At 66.7% G+C, this 16483-nt stretch carries 19 protein-coding genes; 8 read left to right on the forward strand and 11 right to left on the reverse strand.

What is annotated here, in order from left to right; translation table 11 throughout:
• Positions 1-113 precede the first annotated feature (113 nt).
• The 3 genes from ACQHGV_RS11360 to ACQHGV_RS11370 all read left to right on the forward strand — a co-directional run bounded on the left by ACQHGV_RS11360 (position 114) and on the right by ACQHGV_RS11370 (position 1584).
• Positions 114-791: an EI24 domain-containing protein gene (locus ACQHGV_RS11360; RefSeq protein ID WP_440978281.1), complete on the forward strand. Its 678-nt coding sequence runs from the start codon at positions 114-116 to the stop codon at positions 789-791.
• Positions 788-1171, forward strand: a complete 384-nt coding sequence (locus ACQHGV_RS11365; RefSeq protein WP_312488047.1) for a hypothetical protein — start codon at positions 788-790, stop codon at positions 1169-1171. The genes ACQHGV_RS11360 and ACQHGV_RS11365 overlap by 4 nt, the downstream gene beginning before the upstream one ends.
• Before the next feature lie 176 nt (positions 1172-1347).
• Positions 1348-1584 (forward strand): hypothetical protein, encoded by a 237-nt coding sequence (locus ACQHGV_RS11370; protein WP_183950469.1) that lies wholly within the window; start codon positions 1348-1350, stop codon positions 1582-1584.
• Between the two features lie 91 nt (positions 1585-1675).
• Here the strand turns inward: ACQHGV_RS11370 and ACQHGV_RS11375 are convergent, their stop codons facing one another.
• Positions 1676-2083: an HIRAN domain-containing protein gene (locus ACQHGV_RS11375; RefSeq protein ID WP_440978282.1), complete on the reverse strand. Its 408-nt coding sequence runs from the start codon at positions 2081-2083 to the stop codon at positions 1676-1678.
• A 106-nt stretch (positions 2084-2189) separates the two neighbouring features.
• On the opposite strand from ACQHGV_RS11375, the gene ACQHGV_RS11380 reads away from it, so the two are divergent.
• Together ACQHGV_RS11380 and ACQHGV_RS11385 are read left to right on the forward strand one after the other, a co-directional pair.
• Positions 2190-4052, forward strand: a complete 1863-nt coding sequence (locus ACQHGV_RS11380) for a M1 family metallopeptidase (RefSeq protein ID WP_440978283.1) — start codon at positions 2190-2192, stop codon at positions 4050-4052.
• A 206-nt stretch (positions 4053-4258) separates the two neighbouring features.
• Positions 4259-4771, forward strand: coding sequence for a CHAP domain-containing protein (locus tag ACQHGV_RS11385; RefSeq protein ID WP_409787295.1), 513 nt, complete (start codon positions 4259-4261; stop codon positions 4769-4771).
• A gap of 151 nt (positions 4772-4922) precedes the next feature.
• Here the strand turns inward: ACQHGV_RS11385 and msrB are convergent, their stop codons facing one another.
• Genes msrB through ACQHGV_RS11400 form a run of 3 tightly spaced genes read right to left on the reverse strand, consistent with a single transcriptional unit; the run spans position 4923 to position 7611 of the window.
• Positions 4923-5417: a peptide-methionine (R)-S-oxide reductase MsrB gene (gene msrB, locus ACQHGV_RS11390; protein ID WP_440978284.1), complete on the reverse strand. Its 495-nt coding sequence runs from the start codon at positions 5415-5417 to the stop codon at positions 4923-4925.
• Positions 5418-5473: 56 nt separating this feature from the next.
• Positions 5474-6697 carry an ABC transporter permease gene (locus tag ACQHGV_RS11395; RefSeq protein ID WP_440978285.1) on the reverse strand — a complete coding sequence of 408 codons (1224 nt, stop codon included), beginning with the start codon at positions 6695-6697 and terminating at the stop codon, positions 5474-5476.
• Positions 6694-7611: an ABC transporter ATP-binding protein gene (locus ACQHGV_RS11400; protein ID WP_440978286.1), complete on the reverse strand. Its 918-nt coding sequence runs from the start codon at positions 7609-7611 to the stop codon at positions 6694-6696. The genes ACQHGV_RS11395 and ACQHGV_RS11400 overlap by 4 nt, the downstream gene beginning before the upstream one ends.
• A 39-nt stretch (positions 7612-7650) precedes the next feature.
• Here ACQHGV_RS11400 and queG point away from each other — a divergent pair, with 39 nt between their 5' ends.
• Positions 7651-8700 (forward strand): tRNA epoxyqueuosine(34) reductase QueG, encoded by a 1050-nt coding sequence (gene queG / locus ACQHGV_RS11405; RefSeq protein WP_440978287.1) that lies wholly within the window; start codon positions 7651-7653, stop codon positions 8698-8700.
• Positions 8701-8882: 182 nt separating this feature from the next.
• On the opposite strand, the gene era is transcribed toward queG, so the two are convergent.
• Positions 8883-9779: a GTPase Era gene (era, locus tag ACQHGV_RS11410; protein WP_183950462.1), complete on the reverse strand. Its 897-nt coding sequence runs from the start codon at positions 9777-9779 to the stop codon at positions 8883-8885.
• Between the two features lie 138 nt (positions 9780-9917).
• Between era and ACQHGV_RS11415 the strand changes: the two genes are divergently transcribed.
• Positions 9918-10139 carry a hypothetical protein gene (locus ACQHGV_RS11415; protein WP_440978288.1) on the forward strand — a complete coding sequence of 74 codons (222 nt, stop codon included), beginning with the start codon at positions 9918-9920 and terminating at the stop codon, positions 10137-10139.
• 127 nt (positions 10140-10266) lie between these two features.
• Here the strand turns inward: ACQHGV_RS11415 and rnc are convergent, their stop codons facing one another.
• Both rnc and lepB read right to left on the reverse strand, forming a co-directional pair.
• Positions 10267-10902 (reverse strand): ribonuclease III, encoded by a 636-nt coding sequence (rnc, locus tag ACQHGV_RS11420; RefSeq protein ID WP_440980194.1) that lies wholly within the window; start codon positions 10900-10902, stop codon positions 10267-10269.
• 26 nt (positions 10903-10928) lie between these two features.
• Positions 10929-11726: a signal peptidase I gene (lepB, locus tag ACQHGV_RS11425; RefSeq protein ID WP_440978289.1), complete on the reverse strand. Its 798-nt coding sequence runs from the start codon at positions 11724-11726 to the stop codon at positions 10929-10931.
• 111 nt (positions 11727-11837) lie between these two features.
• Between lepB and ACQHGV_RS11430 the strand changes: the two genes are divergently transcribed.
• Positions 11838-12443, forward strand: coding sequence for a DedA family protein (locus ACQHGV_RS11430; RefSeq protein ID WP_409787116.1), 606 nt, complete (start codon positions 11838-11840; stop codon positions 12441-12443).
• 6 nt (positions 12444-12449) lie between these two features.
• Here ACQHGV_RS11430 and ACQHGV_RS11435 read toward each other — a convergent pair whose 3' ends face one another.
• The 4 genes from ACQHGV_RS11435 to rplO form a co-directional block, all read right to left on the reverse strand.
• Positions 12450-13328, reverse strand: coding sequence for a tyrosine recombinase XerC (locus ACQHGV_RS11435; RefSeq protein ID WP_440978290.1), 879 nt, complete (start codon positions 13326-13328; stop codon positions 12450-12452).
• 310 nt (positions 13329-13638) lie between these two features.
• Positions 13639-14286: an adenylate kinase gene (locus ACQHGV_RS11440; RefSeq protein ID WP_183950626.1), complete on the reverse strand. Its 648-nt coding sequence runs from the start codon at positions 14284-14286 to the stop codon at positions 13639-13641.
• 43 nt (positions 14287-14329) lie between these two features.
• Complete coding sequence (gene secY / locus ACQHGV_RS11445; protein ID WP_183950457.1) at positions 14330-15694, reverse strand: preprotein translocase subunit SecY; 1365 nt, start codon at positions 15692-15694, stop codon at positions 14330-14332.
• Between the two features lie 157 nt (positions 15695-15851).
• Positions 15852-16382 carry a 50S ribosomal protein L15 gene (gene rplO, locus ACQHGV_RS11450; protein WP_440978291.1) on the reverse strand — a complete coding sequence of 177 codons (531 nt, stop codon included), beginning with the start codon at positions 16380-16382 and terminating at the stop codon, positions 15852-15854.
• Positions 16383-16483 lie beyond the last annotated feature (101 nt).

The following is a 16483-nucleotide window of genomic DNA, read 5'->3' on the forward strand; positions in this document are numbered from 1 at the left end:
TAGTCAGCACGCTACCCCGGCGCAAGATCGACGACACGGCACCCGCCCCAGGCCCCGCGAAACCCGTTTGCGCACATTGACTTGCCCCCACCGCCCGCGCCATCCCTGCGGCCATGATCCGCGCCTTTTTCCTGTCGCTGGGGCAGCTGGGTGATCCCGTCATCCGCCGGGTCCTGATCCGCTCGCTGGCGGTGACGCTGGCGGTGTTCGTCGTGGCGGGCGTCGCGCTGTGGTGGGGCGTCCGCGCGGCGCTGGCGGGATGGCTGGGCGCGCAGGCCGGCGGGTGGTCGGCGGCGCTGGTCGTGGTGGTCGAGATCGTGACGCTGTGGCTGGCCTTTCGCGCGGTGGCGATGGCGGTGATCGGCCTGTTCGCCGACGACATCGTCGCCGCCGTCGAGGCGCGCCATTATCCGCAAGCGCTGGCTAGCGCCCGCCCCGTTCCATTGGCGCGCGGGTTGGCGATGGGGCTCGGCTCGGCGGGGCGGGTGATCGCGATCAACCTGGTCCTGTTGCCGCTCTATATCGTGCTGCTGGCCACCGGCATCGGCACGGCGGCGGCGTTCCTGCTGGTCAATGGCTGGCTGTTGTCGCGCGATCTGGGCGACATGGTGGCGGCGCGGCATATGGATGCGGGCGCGATGCGTCGCTGGCGCAGGGCGACCGGGCCGCGGCGCCTGCTGCTGGGGCTTGCCGTGGCGGTGCTGTTCGTGGTTCCGGGGCTCAACCTGCTGGCCCCCGTTTTGGGCGCGAGCATGGCGACGCATGTCTTTCATCGGAGGCGACCCGCATGACCCCCCATTGGCGCAGACCCGCGCTGTTCCTGCTTCCCCCCATGGCGCTGGCCGGCTGTACCGTCCCCCAGACCGCCGCCCCGGTGCGTGGCATGGCGCCCGTCCCCGTGCCCTATACCAGCGTCGGGCTGGAGCGGGTGCTGGGCCAGGATGCGGCGGGGCTGACCAAGCTGTTCGGCGCGGCCGATGCCGATGTCCGCGAGGGACAGGCGCGCAAGCTGCAATATCAGGGCAAGTTCTGCGTCCTCGACGCCTATCTCTATCCCAAGGACGGTGGCGAGCCGCGCGTATCCTATATCGACGCGCGCGAACCCGATGGCAGCGCGATCGATCGCGCCAGTTGCGTCGCCGCGCTGACGCGGCGTGATGGTGGCCGCTGAGACAAAACCGTTACGGCCCTAATCGACATTCCCTATACGGAATGTGCGATATGGTTCCCACAGTGTCGAAAAAAATTGATGCAGTGCGGGAACAATTTTGTCCTCCGATCCTTTTGCGCTATCGGGACGATGAACAATGCCGCGTCTTGGCGGTCGTTCGCCATGGGAGATTATATATGATGAAGTTCCTGTCTGCTGTTGCCGCCACCGCCCTCGTCGCTGCTCCGGTTGCTGCCGCTCCGACCAACCCGGCCGCCAGCCTGTCGGTTTCGAAGTCGGTTCGCGCTTCGGCTCCGACCGCCAAGGGCAACAAGCTGGCCGGCGGCGGCATCCTCGCCGCGCTGATCGCTGCTGGCGTGGTCGCCATCGGCGTCGTCGCGATCGTCAAGGACGACAGCGCGGACAGCAACTGATCTTGCCGGGCGGGTTTGCCCGCCCAAAGGTCAACGCATCCGATGCGTGGAGAGGGAGCCGGTTTCGGCTCCCTCTTTTGTTTTGGGGGTCTCAGGCACCCCAGTCCGGCCCCTCGGCATCGGGATAGAAATCGTCATTCCCATCGCCGCGACCGGTCGGGGCCGGCTTCGACACGGGCAGGGTTGGCGCGCCGCCGCCGAAGCGCACCCGGATATAGGCGACCGCCTTGTCCAGTCCCTGGAAGACGGCCTGCACCTCCTCTCCGCGACGGATACGCGCACCGACCAGCGGCGCGCGTTCGGCCGACAGATAGCCGCCCTGCACGCCTCGCGCGCTGAAGACCGCGATGGCATTGGGATCGTGGCGGTTGCGCGGCTCGGGTTGCAAGGTCACCGGATCGCCGATGGCGGAGGCCAGCCACTCGAACCGGCGGTTGCTCCGCGCCTTGTCCTCATTGGGGAAGTCGATCCCCACCACCGCCAGCGTCATCTCGTCCATCGCCCCTAGCTGGTGGTTGCGGCACCTCGCGTCCAGGGGGCACCGCCCCTCCCATTCCCCGTCGATCGCGCTATGGTGCAATCATCCTGTCCCATTCGGAGTCCCCATGCCCCTGGCCGCCCTGGCGATGCTGCTCGCCGCCCAAGCCCCTTCCTCCGCCCCCATGGTCGCCCCCGTCCTGACCAGCGCCGATGCGCGCGACGTGCACAGCTATGCCCGGCCGCTGGAGGCGCGGGTCACCCATGTCTCGCTGAACCTCTATGCCGATTTCGACACCCATGTGGTGCGGGGCGTCGCGACGCTGTCGGTCGATGCCAAGGCGGACGCCAGGCAGTTGGTGGTCGACGATAACGGCCTGCGCATCGTCACCGTCACCGATGCGCAGAACCGGCCCCTGCCCTATACGGTCGGCGCGGTCGACAAGGTGCATGGCGCGCCGCTGACCATCACGCTGAACGGCGCGCGCACGGTCAAGATCGCCTATGCCTCCGCGCCGGGGGCCAAGGCGCTGCAATGGCTGTCGCCCGAGCAGACGGCGGGCAAGAAGCAGCCCTATCTGTTCAGCCAGGGCGAGGCGATCCTCAACCGCAGCTGGATTCCGACCCAGGATTCGCCCGGCATCCGCCAGACCTGGGACGCCAAGGTCAACGCCCCCTGCGCGCTGATCGTCGTGATGAGCGGCGAGCGGACGGCCGAGACGCCGTGCGAGGGCGGCCGCCACACCGCCAGCTATCGCATGGACAAGCCGGTCGCCCCCTATTTGATCGCGCTTGCCATCGGCGACCTGAAGTTCAAGCCCTTAAGCGCCAACACCGGCATCTGGACCGAACCCGCGATGCTCGACAAATCGGCCTGGGAGTTTGCCGGGCTCGACAAATTCGTGACCGCCGCCGAGGGGCTGTATGGCCCCTATCGCTGGGGCCGATACGATGTGCTGGTCCTGCCGCCCAGCTTCCCGTTCGGCGGCATGGAGAACCCCACCCTCACCTTCGCGACGCCGACCGTGCTGGCGGGCGACCGCAGCCTCGTCAGCCTGATCGCGCACGAACTGGCGCATAGCTGGTCGGGCAATCTCGTCACCAACGCGACCTGGGACGATTTCTGGCTCAATGAAGGCTTCACCAGCTATTTCGAGAACCGGATCATGGAGTCGATGTACGGCAAGCGCCGCGCCGCCATGGAGGCCGACCTCGCCTGGACCGACATGATGAACGCCGTGAAGGAAGCCGGCGGCCCGCAATCGCCCGACACCAAGCTGCATCTCGACCTGAACGCCGCCCGCGATCCCGACGACGGCATGACCCAGATCGCCTATGACAAGGGCGCGACCTTCCTGCGGACGATCGAGTCGGTCGTCGGCCGCGCGCGCTGGGACGCTTACTTGCGCGGCTATTTCGATCGCCATGCCTTCCAGCCGCAGACGAGTGCGGGCTTCCTGGCCGATCTGCGCAAAAACCTGCTCAAGCCCGGCGAGGATACGAAGATCGGTGTCGACCAATGGGTCTATCAGCCCGGCATCCCCGCCAATGCCGTCCATGTCCGCTCCGACGCCTTCCCCGCGATCGACGCGGCGGCCAAGGCCTTCGCGGCGGGTGGCCCGGTCTCGGCGGTGCCGGACAAGGTCACGACACAGGAATATGTCCGCTTCCTCGACCAACTGCCGCGCCAGCTGTCGGCCGAGCGGCTCGCCGCACTCGACGGGCGGTTCCATTGGAACGAGACGGGCAATAGCGAGATCCGCTTCGCCTGGCTGAAGCTGGCGCTCGCCAACCGCTATCCGCCGGCCGAGGCATCCGCCGACCAGTTCCTGACCTCGCAGGGCCGCCGCAAGTTCGTCGCGCCGCTGTTCCAGCAGCTTCAGGGACAGGGCGCGTGGGGCCAGGCGCTGGCCAAGCGAATCTATGAGAAGGCGCGTCCCAGCTATCACTCGGTGACGCAGGTGACGGTCGACCGCCTCCTCGGACGATAAGCCGAGCCTAGCGAGCGGCGAAACGAGGAACGAAAAACTCGTTTCGCCGCCGTATTTTCAAGTCACCGCCGCCGAAACACCGTTCACCGGATATGGTTCCGGCCGCGCTTTCCAATGTGTTTAGCCCCAGTTAATCGACACTCACACCGACATTCCGACCGGGGGGTCACGTGAAGTTCAAGGCATTTGCAGTGCGATTCGCGCTGATGGCATCGTGCGGCCTGATGATGGCCGCTCCCGCCGCAGCCCAATTCTGGCAGTGTGCGCCCTATGCCCGCGAGATTTCGGGCATCGATATTCACGGCAACGCCAACACCTGGTGGGGCCAGGCCGAGGGCCGCTACGAGCGTGGCCATATGCCAGCGGAAGGTTCGGTCCTGGCGTTCGAGGCGACCCACCGCATGCGCGTCGGCCATGTCGCGATGGTCAGCAAGGTCGTCAGCGACCGCGAAGTCCTCCTGACCCATGCCAACTGGTCGCGCCGCGGCGGCATCGAGCGCGACGTCCGCGCGATCGACATCTCGCCGAACAACGACTGGTCGATGGTCAAGGTCTGGTACGGCCCCAATGGCGGCCTGGGCACCTCGGCCTATCCGACCAAGGGCTTCATCTATGCCGGTCACAAGCCCAGCGTCGCACCGCTGCCCGCCACCGAAATCGCATCGAACACCGATGGCCGCGTCAACGGCATCCTGACCTTCGCGGCGCCGATCCAGTAATTCGCGGTTCGAGTATATTCACGAAAGGCGGAACGTGCACTTCGACCTCGCTCAGCGTGAACGGAGTGAGGAGTGAAGCCGAGCTACTACTGCGAACCCCGTTCAGCCTGAGCGAAGTCGAAGGCCACGGGAATCCCCGCCCAGCGACACGCTAAGCCGCCCGAAACGTCATCGCCACGCCATTCATGCAGTAGCGCTTGCCCGTCGGCTTGGGCCCATCGTCGAAGACATGGCCGAGATGCCCGCCACAGCGGCTGCAATGCACCTCCACCCGCTCCATCATCAGCGACCGGTCGCGGCGCGTGCCCACCGCCTTGGGCAAGGGCGCCCAGAAGCTCGGCCAGCCCGTGCCGCTCTCGAACTTGGTCTTCGATGAGAAGAGCGGCTGCGCACAGCCCTTGCATGCGAAGATGCCGCTGCGATGTTCGCCGTTGAGAGGGCTGCTATAGGGCCGCTCGGTGCCCTCGTGACGCAGGACATCATAGGCCGCCGGTCCGAGCTTCTGCTTCCACGCGGCATCGCTCATCGACACGGGGAAGCGCTCCGCCGCTACCGCCTCGCGACCACAGGCCGACAGCCCAACGCCAAGCGTGCCCAGCCCCAGGAGCGAGAGGAAAGCGCGGCGATCCGAGGATGATGCGGTCATAAACCCAAGATAGGAAGGCCAAGAGCTTACGCAAAGGCCATCCCGCTTGGCACGCCTCACCCCCGCTTACGCTTCCAGAAGGGCTGCGAACTCCCCGATTGCAGCACCCCGCGCCGGAACAGCCGAGCCCCCATGGTCACGAAGATCGCGACCCACAGCCCCTGCCACGCCAGCGCCAGCGCATGCGGCCACAGCGCATCGTCCGCCGCCGCCAGCCCCGCCATCGCGAAGGGTGAGGATAGCGGGAATATCTCCGCCGCCCGCGCGAGCCAGCTATTGGGTTCGGACAGGGCACTCAGCGTCAGGGTGAACATGCCGACCTGCACGATCGTGATCGGCAGCGAGAGCATCTGGATTTCGCGCATGGTCGAGGCCTGCGCCCCGATCGTCAGGAACACCGACCCCAGCAGCAGATAGGCCATGGTGAAATAGGCGATGAACAGCAGCGCGAACATCGGCAGCCCGACCGCCGGCGACAATTCGCCGACCATCCCCGCGAAACTCGGCGGCAACAGGCTGGTCACCTGCCCGAGCACCGTGCCCCAGAAGCCGATGAACAGCACCGCGACCCCGAACATGCCCAACAGCTTGCCCAGGAACACCGCCTCCAGCGGCACGGCGGCGGCCAGCACCTCGATCACCTTGTTGGACCGCTCCTCGGCCATGGTGCCGACCACCTGGCCTGCGAGGAACAGGGTCAGGAAGAAGACGCCGAACACCGCCAGGAACGCGGTCTGGTTCTGTCCGCCCAGCGTGGGCCGCTGGCGGGTGAAGGCGATCTTGGTGGGCGAGATGCTGGGCAACGTCCCTCCCAGCCGCTCCGCCGCCAGCGCGCTGCCCGCTAACACCGCCAGATAGTCGGCGGTGCGCGCGCCGCGCGGCCCGTAAAGGACGGTCGGCCGGTCGAGCGGGCCATAGAGCACCGCCGTCGCGTCATATCCCCCCGCCTCGAAGGTCGCACGCGCCTGGCCCGCGACATCGCGCGTCGGCGTCATGGTCATCAGCGCGGGCGGCTCCTCGTCGCGGCGGAACACCTTGCGCGCCCGGCGGTCGGCTTCGGCGATGGCGGGGGCGACGGCATCGGGCACGATCGCGACGATGCGCACCCGCTCGCTGCCATGATCGGCGGCCTGACGGGCGCCGAGTGCACCGATGGTGCTGAACGCCACCATGATCAGCGGCGCGAACAGGAACAGCAGGAAGATCGGCGTGAAGACGGTGGCGATAAAATCGCGCCGGGCGATCGTCATCGTCTGGCGGATCAGGCGGCGCGCGCTCATGCCTTGGCCTCCATGGCGGCTTCGCCGACGATGCGGACAAAGGCCTCGTGCAGGCTGGGGCGCTCGATCGACAGGTTCAGGATGCCCGCGCCGGCCGCCAGCAATCGGCCCAGCACCGGCTCTATCCCCTCTTCGGGCAGCGTAAAACGCCAGTCCGCGCCCTCACGCACCGCATCGGCGGGCAGCAGGTCGGGCGACACCCGCTCCGGATCGCGCGGGCGGTAGCGGACCCGGGCACGCAGGGTGCCGCGCGCTTCGTCCACCGTCCCTTCGAACCGGCGACGCCCGCCCGCGATGATCGCCAGCCGGTCGCACAGCCGCTCGGCATGCGCCATGACATGGGTGGAGAACAGGATCGTCGCCCCCCGGTCACGCTCGCCGAGGATCAATGCTTCCAGCCGTTCCTGATTGACCGGGTCCAGTCCGGAAAAGGGTTCATCGAGCACCAGCAGTTTCGGCCGATGCACGACCGAGCCGAGCAACTGGACCAGCTGCGCCATGCCCTTGGACAATTTGCGAATCTTGTTGTCGGCGGCATGGCCCAGCCCCGCCTGTTCGAGCAGTTCGCCCGCCCGCGCGCGGCCCGTCTTCCAGTCCAGTCCGCGCAGCGCGCCCATGAAGGCGATCGCATCGCGTGCCTTCATCGCCGGATACAGCCCGCGCTCCTCGGGCAGATAACCGACCAGATCGCTGGCATCGCGCGGATGGGCATGGCCGAGCAGCATACGCTGCCCCTCATCGGGTTCGATAATGCCCAGCAACATGCGCAGCGTCGTCGTCTTGCCCGCGCCATTGGGGCCGAGCACGCCGTACACCGCGCCGGTCGGCACCGCGATGTCGACCCCGTCGACCACGCGGCGCTCGCCGAAACGCTTTGCCAGGCCCGTGGCGCTGACCGCCCACTGATTGTCCAAGCCCTGTCCCTCCCTGATCCCCTGTGGTAGCGGGCCGATGTGGCGCAAGACAAGCTGGAAACCCGGATCAAGGCGAAGGCGGCCGAACTGGGCTTCGCCGCGATCGGCATCACCCATGCCGATGCCGCACCCAGGACGGTCGAGCGGCTCCACCAATGGCTGGCCGAGGGGCGGCACGGATCGATGATCTGGATGGCCGACCGCGCGCACCAGCGACAAAGCCCCGCCAGCCTGTGGCCCGAGGTGAAGAGCATCATCTCGCTGGGCGTCAGCTATGCCCCCGCCGAGGACCCGATGCGGCTGGCCGATCAGGGGCGGATCGGCCGTATCTCGGTCTATGCGCAAGGGGCCGACTATCACGATGTCGTGAAGCGTCAGTTGAAGGCGCTGGGCCGCTGGCTGGCGCACGAGGCGGCTTGCGACCTGAAGGTCTTCGTCGATACCGCGCCGGTGATGGAAAAGCCGCTGGCCGAGGCGGCGGGGCTGGGCTGGCAGGGCAAGCACACCAATCTGGTCAGCCGCGAACATGGCAGCTGGCTGTTCCTCGGCGCGATCTACACCACGCTGGCGCTGGAGCCCGATGCGGTGGCACGCGACACTTGCGGCCGCTGCGACGCGTGCCAGCGAGCCTGTCCGACCGAGGCGTTTCCAGCGCCGTACCAGCTCGATGCGCGGCGCTGCATCTCCTATCTGACGATCGAGCATGCCGGGCCGATCCCGGAGGAGTTCCGGGTCGCGATCGGCAACCGCATCTATGGCTGCGACGACTGTCTGGCAGTCTGCCCGTGGAACAAGTTCGCGGCGGCGGCGCAGGCGAACATGGCCTTCCATCCCCGCGCGGAGCTGACCGCGCCGGAACTGGGGGATTTGCTGTCGCTGGACGATGCGGGGTTCCGGCAGGTGTTTGCGGGGTCGCCGATCAAGCGGATCGGGCGCAACCGGATGGTGCGCAATGCGGCGATCGCGGCGGGGAATAGCGGTGCGGCGGCGTTGGTGCCGGTGTTGCGGGGGTTGTTGGGGGATGATGACCCGGTGGTGGTGGAGGCGGTAGAGTGGGCTTTGGGGCGGCTTGGCGGGTCTGTCGCCTAGCCCCTGCCCTCCCCCATCCCCTCCCGCCTGCGGGAGGGGCGTGCCAAGCATCACCGACATGCACTTCAAATAGCGATGGCCCTGTTGCTTATGCGAACCATCAGCCAAGCAACACGCCCCTCCCGCAAGCGGGAGGGGATGGGGGAGGGCCACGGTGTCTCACCGAGCCCCCACCCAACACATCACTCCACCCAATCCAACCCAATATCCTTGTAAACCGACCGATCCTCGTCCCAGCCCGGCTTGACCTTCACATGCAGGTACAGATGCACCTTCTGCCCCAGCAGTTCGGACAGCTGCGCCCGCGCCCGCGCGCCGATCTCCTTGATCCGTACGCCGTTCTTGCCCAGCACGATCGCGCGCTGGGTCGGGCGCTCGACCAGGATTTGCTGGTGGATCTCGACCGATCCGTCCTCGCGCTCCTTATACGCCTCGGTCTCGACCGCGCTGGCATAGGGCAGCTCGGCGTGGAGCTGGAGATAGATCTGCTCGCGCGTCACCTCGGCGGCGAGCGCGCGCTCGGTCGCGTCGGACACCTGGTCTTCCGGGTAATGCCACGGCCCCTCGGGCATCAGCGCGGCGAGGCGGGACTTCAGCTGGGGCAAGCCATCCCCGGTCTGCGCCGAGATGAACCAGGTCTCGTCGAACTTGACGACTTCGTTCAGCTTTTCGGCATGGGTCAGCAGCCGCGCCTTGTCGGCGATGTCGACCTTGTTGAGAATAAGGTGCTTGGGCTCGGGCCGGTGCGCGATCGACTCGGCGATGGCGTGGATCTTGGGGCCGATGCCGCCCTTGCCGTCGACCACCAGCGCCAGGATGTCGGCCCCCTCCGCGCCTTCCCAGGCGGCGGCGACCATCGCGCGGTCGAGGCGGCGCTTGGGCTCGAAGATGCCGGGCGTGTCGACCAGCAGGATCTGCGCATCCCCCTCGATCGCGACGCCGAGCAGCTTGGCGCGGGTCGTCTGCGCCTTGGGGCTGACGATGGCGACCTTCTGGCCGACCAGCGCGTTGACGAGGGTGGATTTGCCGGCATTGGGCGCGCCGACGACGGCAACGAGGCCGCAACGTTGTTCAGTCATGGGCATCAGCGGTACAGGCCCCGCCCCCGTCCCGCAACGGCCAGCCCGTATGAAGAGAATGTAATGGCCGGATCACGGAACGGCCACGGACCAGCGCGCATTTTTCCGGCCACGATTTCGAGTGAAAGGAGAGACGCTATGAAGACCCTTCTCACCGCGCTGTCGGCCGCCGCGCTGCTGACCGTCGCCGGCCCCGCCTCGGCCAAGGGCTGCCTGAAGGGTGCGGCGGTCGGCGCGGTCGGCGGGCATTTCGTCGGCAAGGGTCATGCGGTGCTGGGTGCCGCGGCGGGCTGCGCAGTCGGGCATCACCGCGCCAAGGTCCAGGCCAAGAAGGACGCGGCCGCCGCCAAGGGGCGTTAACGTCGATCGCTGGGTGAGGTTGGGGCGTGGGCTTCGACTTCGCTCAGCCTGAACGGAGGTCGGGGTGTGCGGCGGTCTTCCAGAACAGCCGTTCAGGCTGAGCGAAGTCGAAGCCCAAGGGAATCCCTCAAGCCTTCAACTTCGCCAGCAACGCCTTGGCGGCCGCCGTCTCGGCCTCCTGCTTGTTCGCTCCTTCCGCACTCGCCTCGGCAGTCCGGCCGATCCGGACGGCCACCGTAAAGCGCGGCGCATGATGCGGACCCGAGCGGTCGGTCACCACATATTCCGGCGCCTTGCGATTATGCGCGGCGGCCCATTCCTGCAGCGCCGACTTGGGATGTTGCGGGGCTTTCCCCTGCGAATGGACCCGGTCGCCCCAGGCCTTGCGGATGAAAGCCCGTGCCGCGTCCAGCCCCGCCTCGCGATACCAGGCGCCGATCAGCGCCTCCATCACGTCGCCCAGCACATTGTCGCTGTCCGACGCACCATCGTCGCGCGCCTGCTTACCCAGCCGCAAATGATCGCGCACGCCCAGATCGCGCGCGACATCGGCGCATACCGCGCCCGTCACCAGCGAGTTGAGCCGGCGCGACAGCTGTCCTTCGGGCTCGCTGGGGAACTGCTCCCACAGCCATTCCGCCATGACGAGGCCGAGTACGCGGTCGCCCAGAAACTCCAGCCGCTCGTAATTTTCCGCCGCCTGGCTGCCATGGGTCAGCGCGCGTTGGAAGGGCGTGCTATCCTTGGGGGGCTGGCCGAACATCCCGGCCAGCCAGCTGTCGAGCGCGCTCAAAACCCTTCTCCGATCCGGCTCCAGCGTGCGGCCGACACCCAGGTCCAGGGCTTGATCCATTCGGCAGTGCCGTCGGTCGAGAAGAAGGTGACCGCCGCTCGCCCCTCCAGCCGTTCCATCGGAATATAGCCCATGCCCATGGGCGGTGCGAAGCGGCTGTCCGCCGAGTCGTCACGATTGTCACCCATCAGGAAGACGTTGCCGGCCGGCACCGTGTAGACGATCGTATCGTCGCGATCGGGGAAATCGCCCTGGTCGAGCACGTCATAGCTCTTGCCGCCCGGCAGCGTCTCGCGGAACCGGGCATAGCGGCACACCCCCTGCCCCGCGACCGTATCGAGATGCTCGGCCCCGCACTTGTCGGCGTTGAAATTGGGGGTCAGCGGCAGGACGAAATCGGCGATCCGCTGCTTGGGGACCGGGCGGCCATTCAGGATGACCTGACCATTGCGCACCTGGATGGTGTCGCCGGGCAGGCCGATCACCCGCTTGATGACGTCATGATCGTCCGGCCCGGGCGAGCGGAAGACCACGACATCGCCGCGCGCCGGATCGCGGCCCAGGATACGCCCGGGCAGCAACGGCAGGCCGAAGGGCAAGGACCAACGCGAATAGCCGTAATTCCACTTGGTCACGAACAGATAGTCGCCGATCAACAGGCGCGGCAGCATCGATTCCGACGGGATGACGAACGACGTCACGATGAAACTGCGCAGGATGAAGACGAACAGCGCCAGCTTCAGGAAGAAGCGCAGCGTGTCCTTCGTCTCCGATTTTTCGGGGGTATCGGCCATGTCTGGCGGGTTCGCGCAACCCGCTCGCGCCGTCAAGCCGCTTCGCCTTTCCACATCGGGGTATCGACGATAGGGGAACCGCCCGTCCCTTCATCGGTACATCCCTCACCCATGACCGAATTCATCCTGAACCTGATCGCCTGGGGCGGCTATTTCGGCATATTTTTGCTGATGGCGTTGGAAAACATCCTGCCGCCCATCCCGTCCGAGGTCATCATGGGGCTAGGCGGGATGGCGGTCGCGCGCGGCGACATGGCGATGGTCCCGCTGTTGCTCTGGGGCACGGCGGGGACGACCGCCGGCAATTACGCCTGGTATGCGGTCGGGCGCTATATCGGCTATGAGCGGTTTCGCCCCTTCGTCGAGCGCCATGGCCGTTGGCTGACGATGGACTGGCGCGATGTCGAACGGCTGCACCTGTTCTTCGTCCGACATGGCGGCTGGGTGGTGTTCGTGTTCCGCTTCATGCCCGCCTTCCGCACGATGATCTCGCTGCCTGCCGGGATCACACGCATGCCGCTGGGCAAGTTCCTGCTCTGGACCTTTGCGGGCAGCATCATCTGGAATGCGATCCTGGCCTATGCGGGTCTGTGGCTGGGCGCCAATTTTCAGGCGATCGATCGCTATGTCGGGCCGGCGGCGATCGTGATGACCGTCGTCATCGTCATCGGCTATCTCTGGCGCGTCGTCACCTGGAAGCCGCACCGCGATCGCTGAGCGACGTCACCCGCGCGGATGGGCGGTGCGATACACGTCCAGCAACCGCGCCGCATCGACGCCGGTGTAGATCTGCGTCGAACTCAAACTGGCATGGCCGAGCAGTTCCTGGAGCTGGCGCAGATCGGCCCCGCGCCCCAGCAGATGCGTGGCGAAACTATGCCGTAGCGCGTGCGGCGTCGTCCGCGCACCCAGCCCCAGCCGTTCGCGCGCGCCGCGCACCGATCGGCGGATGATGGCGGGGGAAAGCGGACCGCCCCTGGCACCCCGGAACAGCGGCTCCTCGCCTGCGACGGCGAAGGGCATCTGTGCGGCATAACGCTCGATCGCCTCGCGCACCTGCGGCAGCAGCGGCACGATCCGCATCTTGTCACGCTTGCCCCGTACCCGCAGCGTCTCGCCCAGCGGCAGGATCGCGGCGGGCAGCGCCATCGCCTCGCCGATCCGCAATCCCGCGCCATAGAGCAGCAGCAACACCGCCCAGTCGCGCGCGGCGATCCAGGGTTCGGCAGCGTCCTCCGCGACATCTTCGGCCAGCGCGATGATGTCGGCCGGGGCCTGTGGGCGGGGCATGCTGCGCTTGCGGCGAGGGCCTTTGAGGGATGGCGGCTCGATGCCGGCGAAATGGAGGAAGGTCCGGATCGCCGACAATTCTCGCGCGGTCGACGCGGCGGTCAGCCCCTCGCCGCGCCGCGCCGCCAGATAGGCGCGCAGGTCGGCTGCGGTGATGCGGGACAGGGTTCCGCTATCGACGGCTTCCCCCCAATGCTGCGTCAGAAAGCCGGTCAACCGCTCGGCGGTGGCGACATAGGCGCGCACGGTATGATCCGATCGTCGCACGTCCACGGTGAGGTGGCGATAATAGTCGGCGATCAGCGCGGTCATCGGGCTGGGTTAGGGGAAAATCACCGTCGGTTGAACCTTTTCCGTCTTCCGTTCAGCCTGAGCGCTTGCAGAGCGCGACGCGGCGACATTCGCCGAGGCAATCCCTTGGCCTTCGACTGCGCTCAGGCTGAACGGGGCGGGGGATTTGGGGACATGCCAGCTGGGTGAGCGCTCTGCCCCAACCTCCGTTCACGCTGAGCGAAGTCGAAGCGCACGCCCTGCACCCCTCCCCTCGCCCCATCACAAACCGGAACGAGAAAGGGGCGCCCCCTCACGGAAACGCCCCTTCCCAAAACCCAAGCCGACGAGATCAGCGATCGAGGATCGCGTCGATCTCCGCGCCCACCGCGTCCATCGCGGCCATGCCGTCGACCCGCGTCACGATGCCGCGCGCTTCATAGATCGGCAGGATCGGCGCGGTCTTGGCGCGGTACTCGGCCATGCGGGTGCGCACCGTCTCGGCATTGTCGTCGGGGCGCCGCTTGAACTCGGTCGAGCCGCAGACGTCGCAGACGCCCTCCACCTGGGTCGGCTTGAAGCTGTCGTGATAGCCCGCCCCACACGACGCGCAGGTGAAACGGCCGGTGATACGCTCGACCAGCGCGTCCTCGTCGACCGCCAGCTCAATAACGTGATCGAGCGACTTGCCACGTTCGGCCAGCAGCATGTCCAGCGCCTCGGCCTGCGCCTCGGTACGCGGATAGCCGTCGAAGATCGCGCCGCCCTCGGCATCGGCCTGGTCCAGCCGCTCGCCGATCAGCGCCGAGACGATCGCGTCCGACACCAACTCGCCCGCGTCCATCACCGCCTTGGCCTGGAGGCCGACGGGGCTGCCCGCCTTGACCGCCGCGCGCAGCATGTCGCCGGTCGACAGCTGCACCATGCCGCGATTGGCCACCAGCCGCTGCGCCTGGGTTCCCTTGCCCGCGCCCGGCGGCCCCAGCAGGATGATGTTCACGCCCACGTCAATCTCCCCTCTTTTGCCCTATATCCGCCTGCGCTCAGCGCAGGCGACCACCCTTCAGCTTCGCCTTCTTGATCAGATCGCCATATTGATGCGCGAGCAAGTGGCTTTGAATCTGCGTCACCGTGTCCATCGTCACGTTGACGACGATGAGCAGGCTGGTGCCGCCCAGATAGAAGGGAATCTGCAACGCCGAGACCAGATATTCCGGAAGCAGACAGATGATCGTCAGATAGGCCGCGCCGATGACCGTGATGCGGGTCAGCACGTAATCGAGATAGGTCTCGGTATTCTTGCCCGGACGGATGCCAGGGATGAACCCGCCATAGCGCTTCAGATTGTCCGCCGTCTCCTCCGGGTTGAAGACAACCGCGGTGTAGAAGAACGAGAAGAAGATGATGCCCGCACCATAGAGCAGCATGTACACGGGCGAGCCGTGCTGCAGATACTGGTTCAGGCTGATGATGAAGTCGCCCCAGCGGCTCTCACCCGCGACACGTTGCCCTGCGAACTGCGAGATGGTCAGCGGCATCAGCAGCAGCGACGAGGCGAAGATCGGAGGGATCACGCCCGCGGTATTGATCTTCAGCGGCAGGTGGCTGCGATCGGCCTGCATGCCGCGCTGCGTCGCGCGCTTGGGATACTGGATCAGGATGCGGCGCTGCGCGCGCTCCATGAAGCAGATGAACAGGATGAGGACGACGACCGCGACGATGATGCCGATCAGGCGGACCGGATCGATGCTGCCCGTGCGGCCGCCTTCGAGCAGGTTAACGAGCGTGGTCGGCAGGTGGGCGACGATGCCCGCCATGATGATCAGCGACACGCCGTTGCCGATACCCCGGCTGGTGATCTGCTCACCCAGCCACATCAGGAACATCGTACCACCGATCAGCGAGATGACCGCCGCGATGCGGAAGGTCATGCCCGGCTCGATCACCGCCTGAATACCCTGGCTGGCGCCCAGCGTTTCAAGACCCACGGCGATGAAATAGCCCTGGATCGCGGTCAGCAGCACCGTGCCGTAGCGGGTATACTGGTTCAGCTTCTTACGGCCGCTCTCGCCTTCCTTCTTGATGGCGGCGAGCTGCGGGCTGAGCGACGTCGCGAGCTGCACGACGATCGACGCCGTGATGTACGGCATCACGCCGAGCGCGATCAGCGACATGCGGCTCAGCGAACCGCCCGAGAAGGTGTTGAAGAAGTCGAGCACGCCGCCCGTGGTCTTCTGGCTCAACAGGCCCAGCGCGGTCGGGTCGACGCCCGGCAGCGGAACATAGCTGAGCAGGCGGAAGACGATCAGCGCGCCGATCGTGAACCACAGCCGCTTCTTGAGGTCGGTGGCCTTGGCGAATTTCGCCAGGCTGATGCTTTGCGCCATCTGGTCGGCTGCGGATGCCATAGCTGTTGCGTTATCCTGGAAACGAAAAACGGCGGGATGCGTTTTGAACCGCCCCGCCGCTCATATAGGCGCGAAGACGCGCTTGTCTAACCCGGATGCAAAATCCGCCGCTGTCATTCGGACCGGAGCCCGGTAACAGCGGCGGATCTTATCCGGTTCAGGCCTTGGCGGCGAGCTTCGCGGCGCGGGTCTGGCCCTTCTTCGCGGCGGCCTTCTCGGCGGCCGGCACGATGTGCGGCACGTCGACCGAGCCACCGGCCTTCTCGACCGCAGCGCGAGCCGAGGCCGACACGCCTTGCACGACGAACGACAGCTTCGCGGTCAGTTCGCCCTTGCCGAGCAGACGGACGCCGTCCTTACCGCCACGCGCCAGGCCAGCGGCCTTCAGCGCGGCGTGGTCGATCGTGCCGTCGGTCTTCAGCTTGCCCGAGTCGACCGCCTTCTGGATCGCGCCCAGGTTCACCTCGGCATAGTCCTTGGCGAAAATGTTGTTGAAGCCACGCTTCGGCAGACGCATGTGGAGCGGCATCTGACCGCCCTCGAAGCCCGCGATGGACACGCCCTCACGGCTCTTCTGACCCTTGACGCCGCGACCACCGGTCTTGCCCTTGCCCGAACCGATACCGCGACCGACGCGGATCTTGGACTTGCGGGCACCCTGGTTGTCGAAAAGTTCGTTCAGCTTCATGATTTGCACTCGCTTTCGCTTGTTTCGCGCATGGCCGTGATCACTGGGAATCGCGGCCGCTAGATAAAAGGAAGGGGGCCGCATAGCCCCCTTCCCCGTGT

The sequence above is a fragment of the Sphingomonas pseudosanguinis genome, assembly GCF_052056765.1.
Classification (GTDB): Bacteria; Pseudomonadota; Alphaproteobacteria; order Sphingomonadales; family Sphingomonadaceae; genus Sphingomonas; species Sphingomonas pseudosanguinis.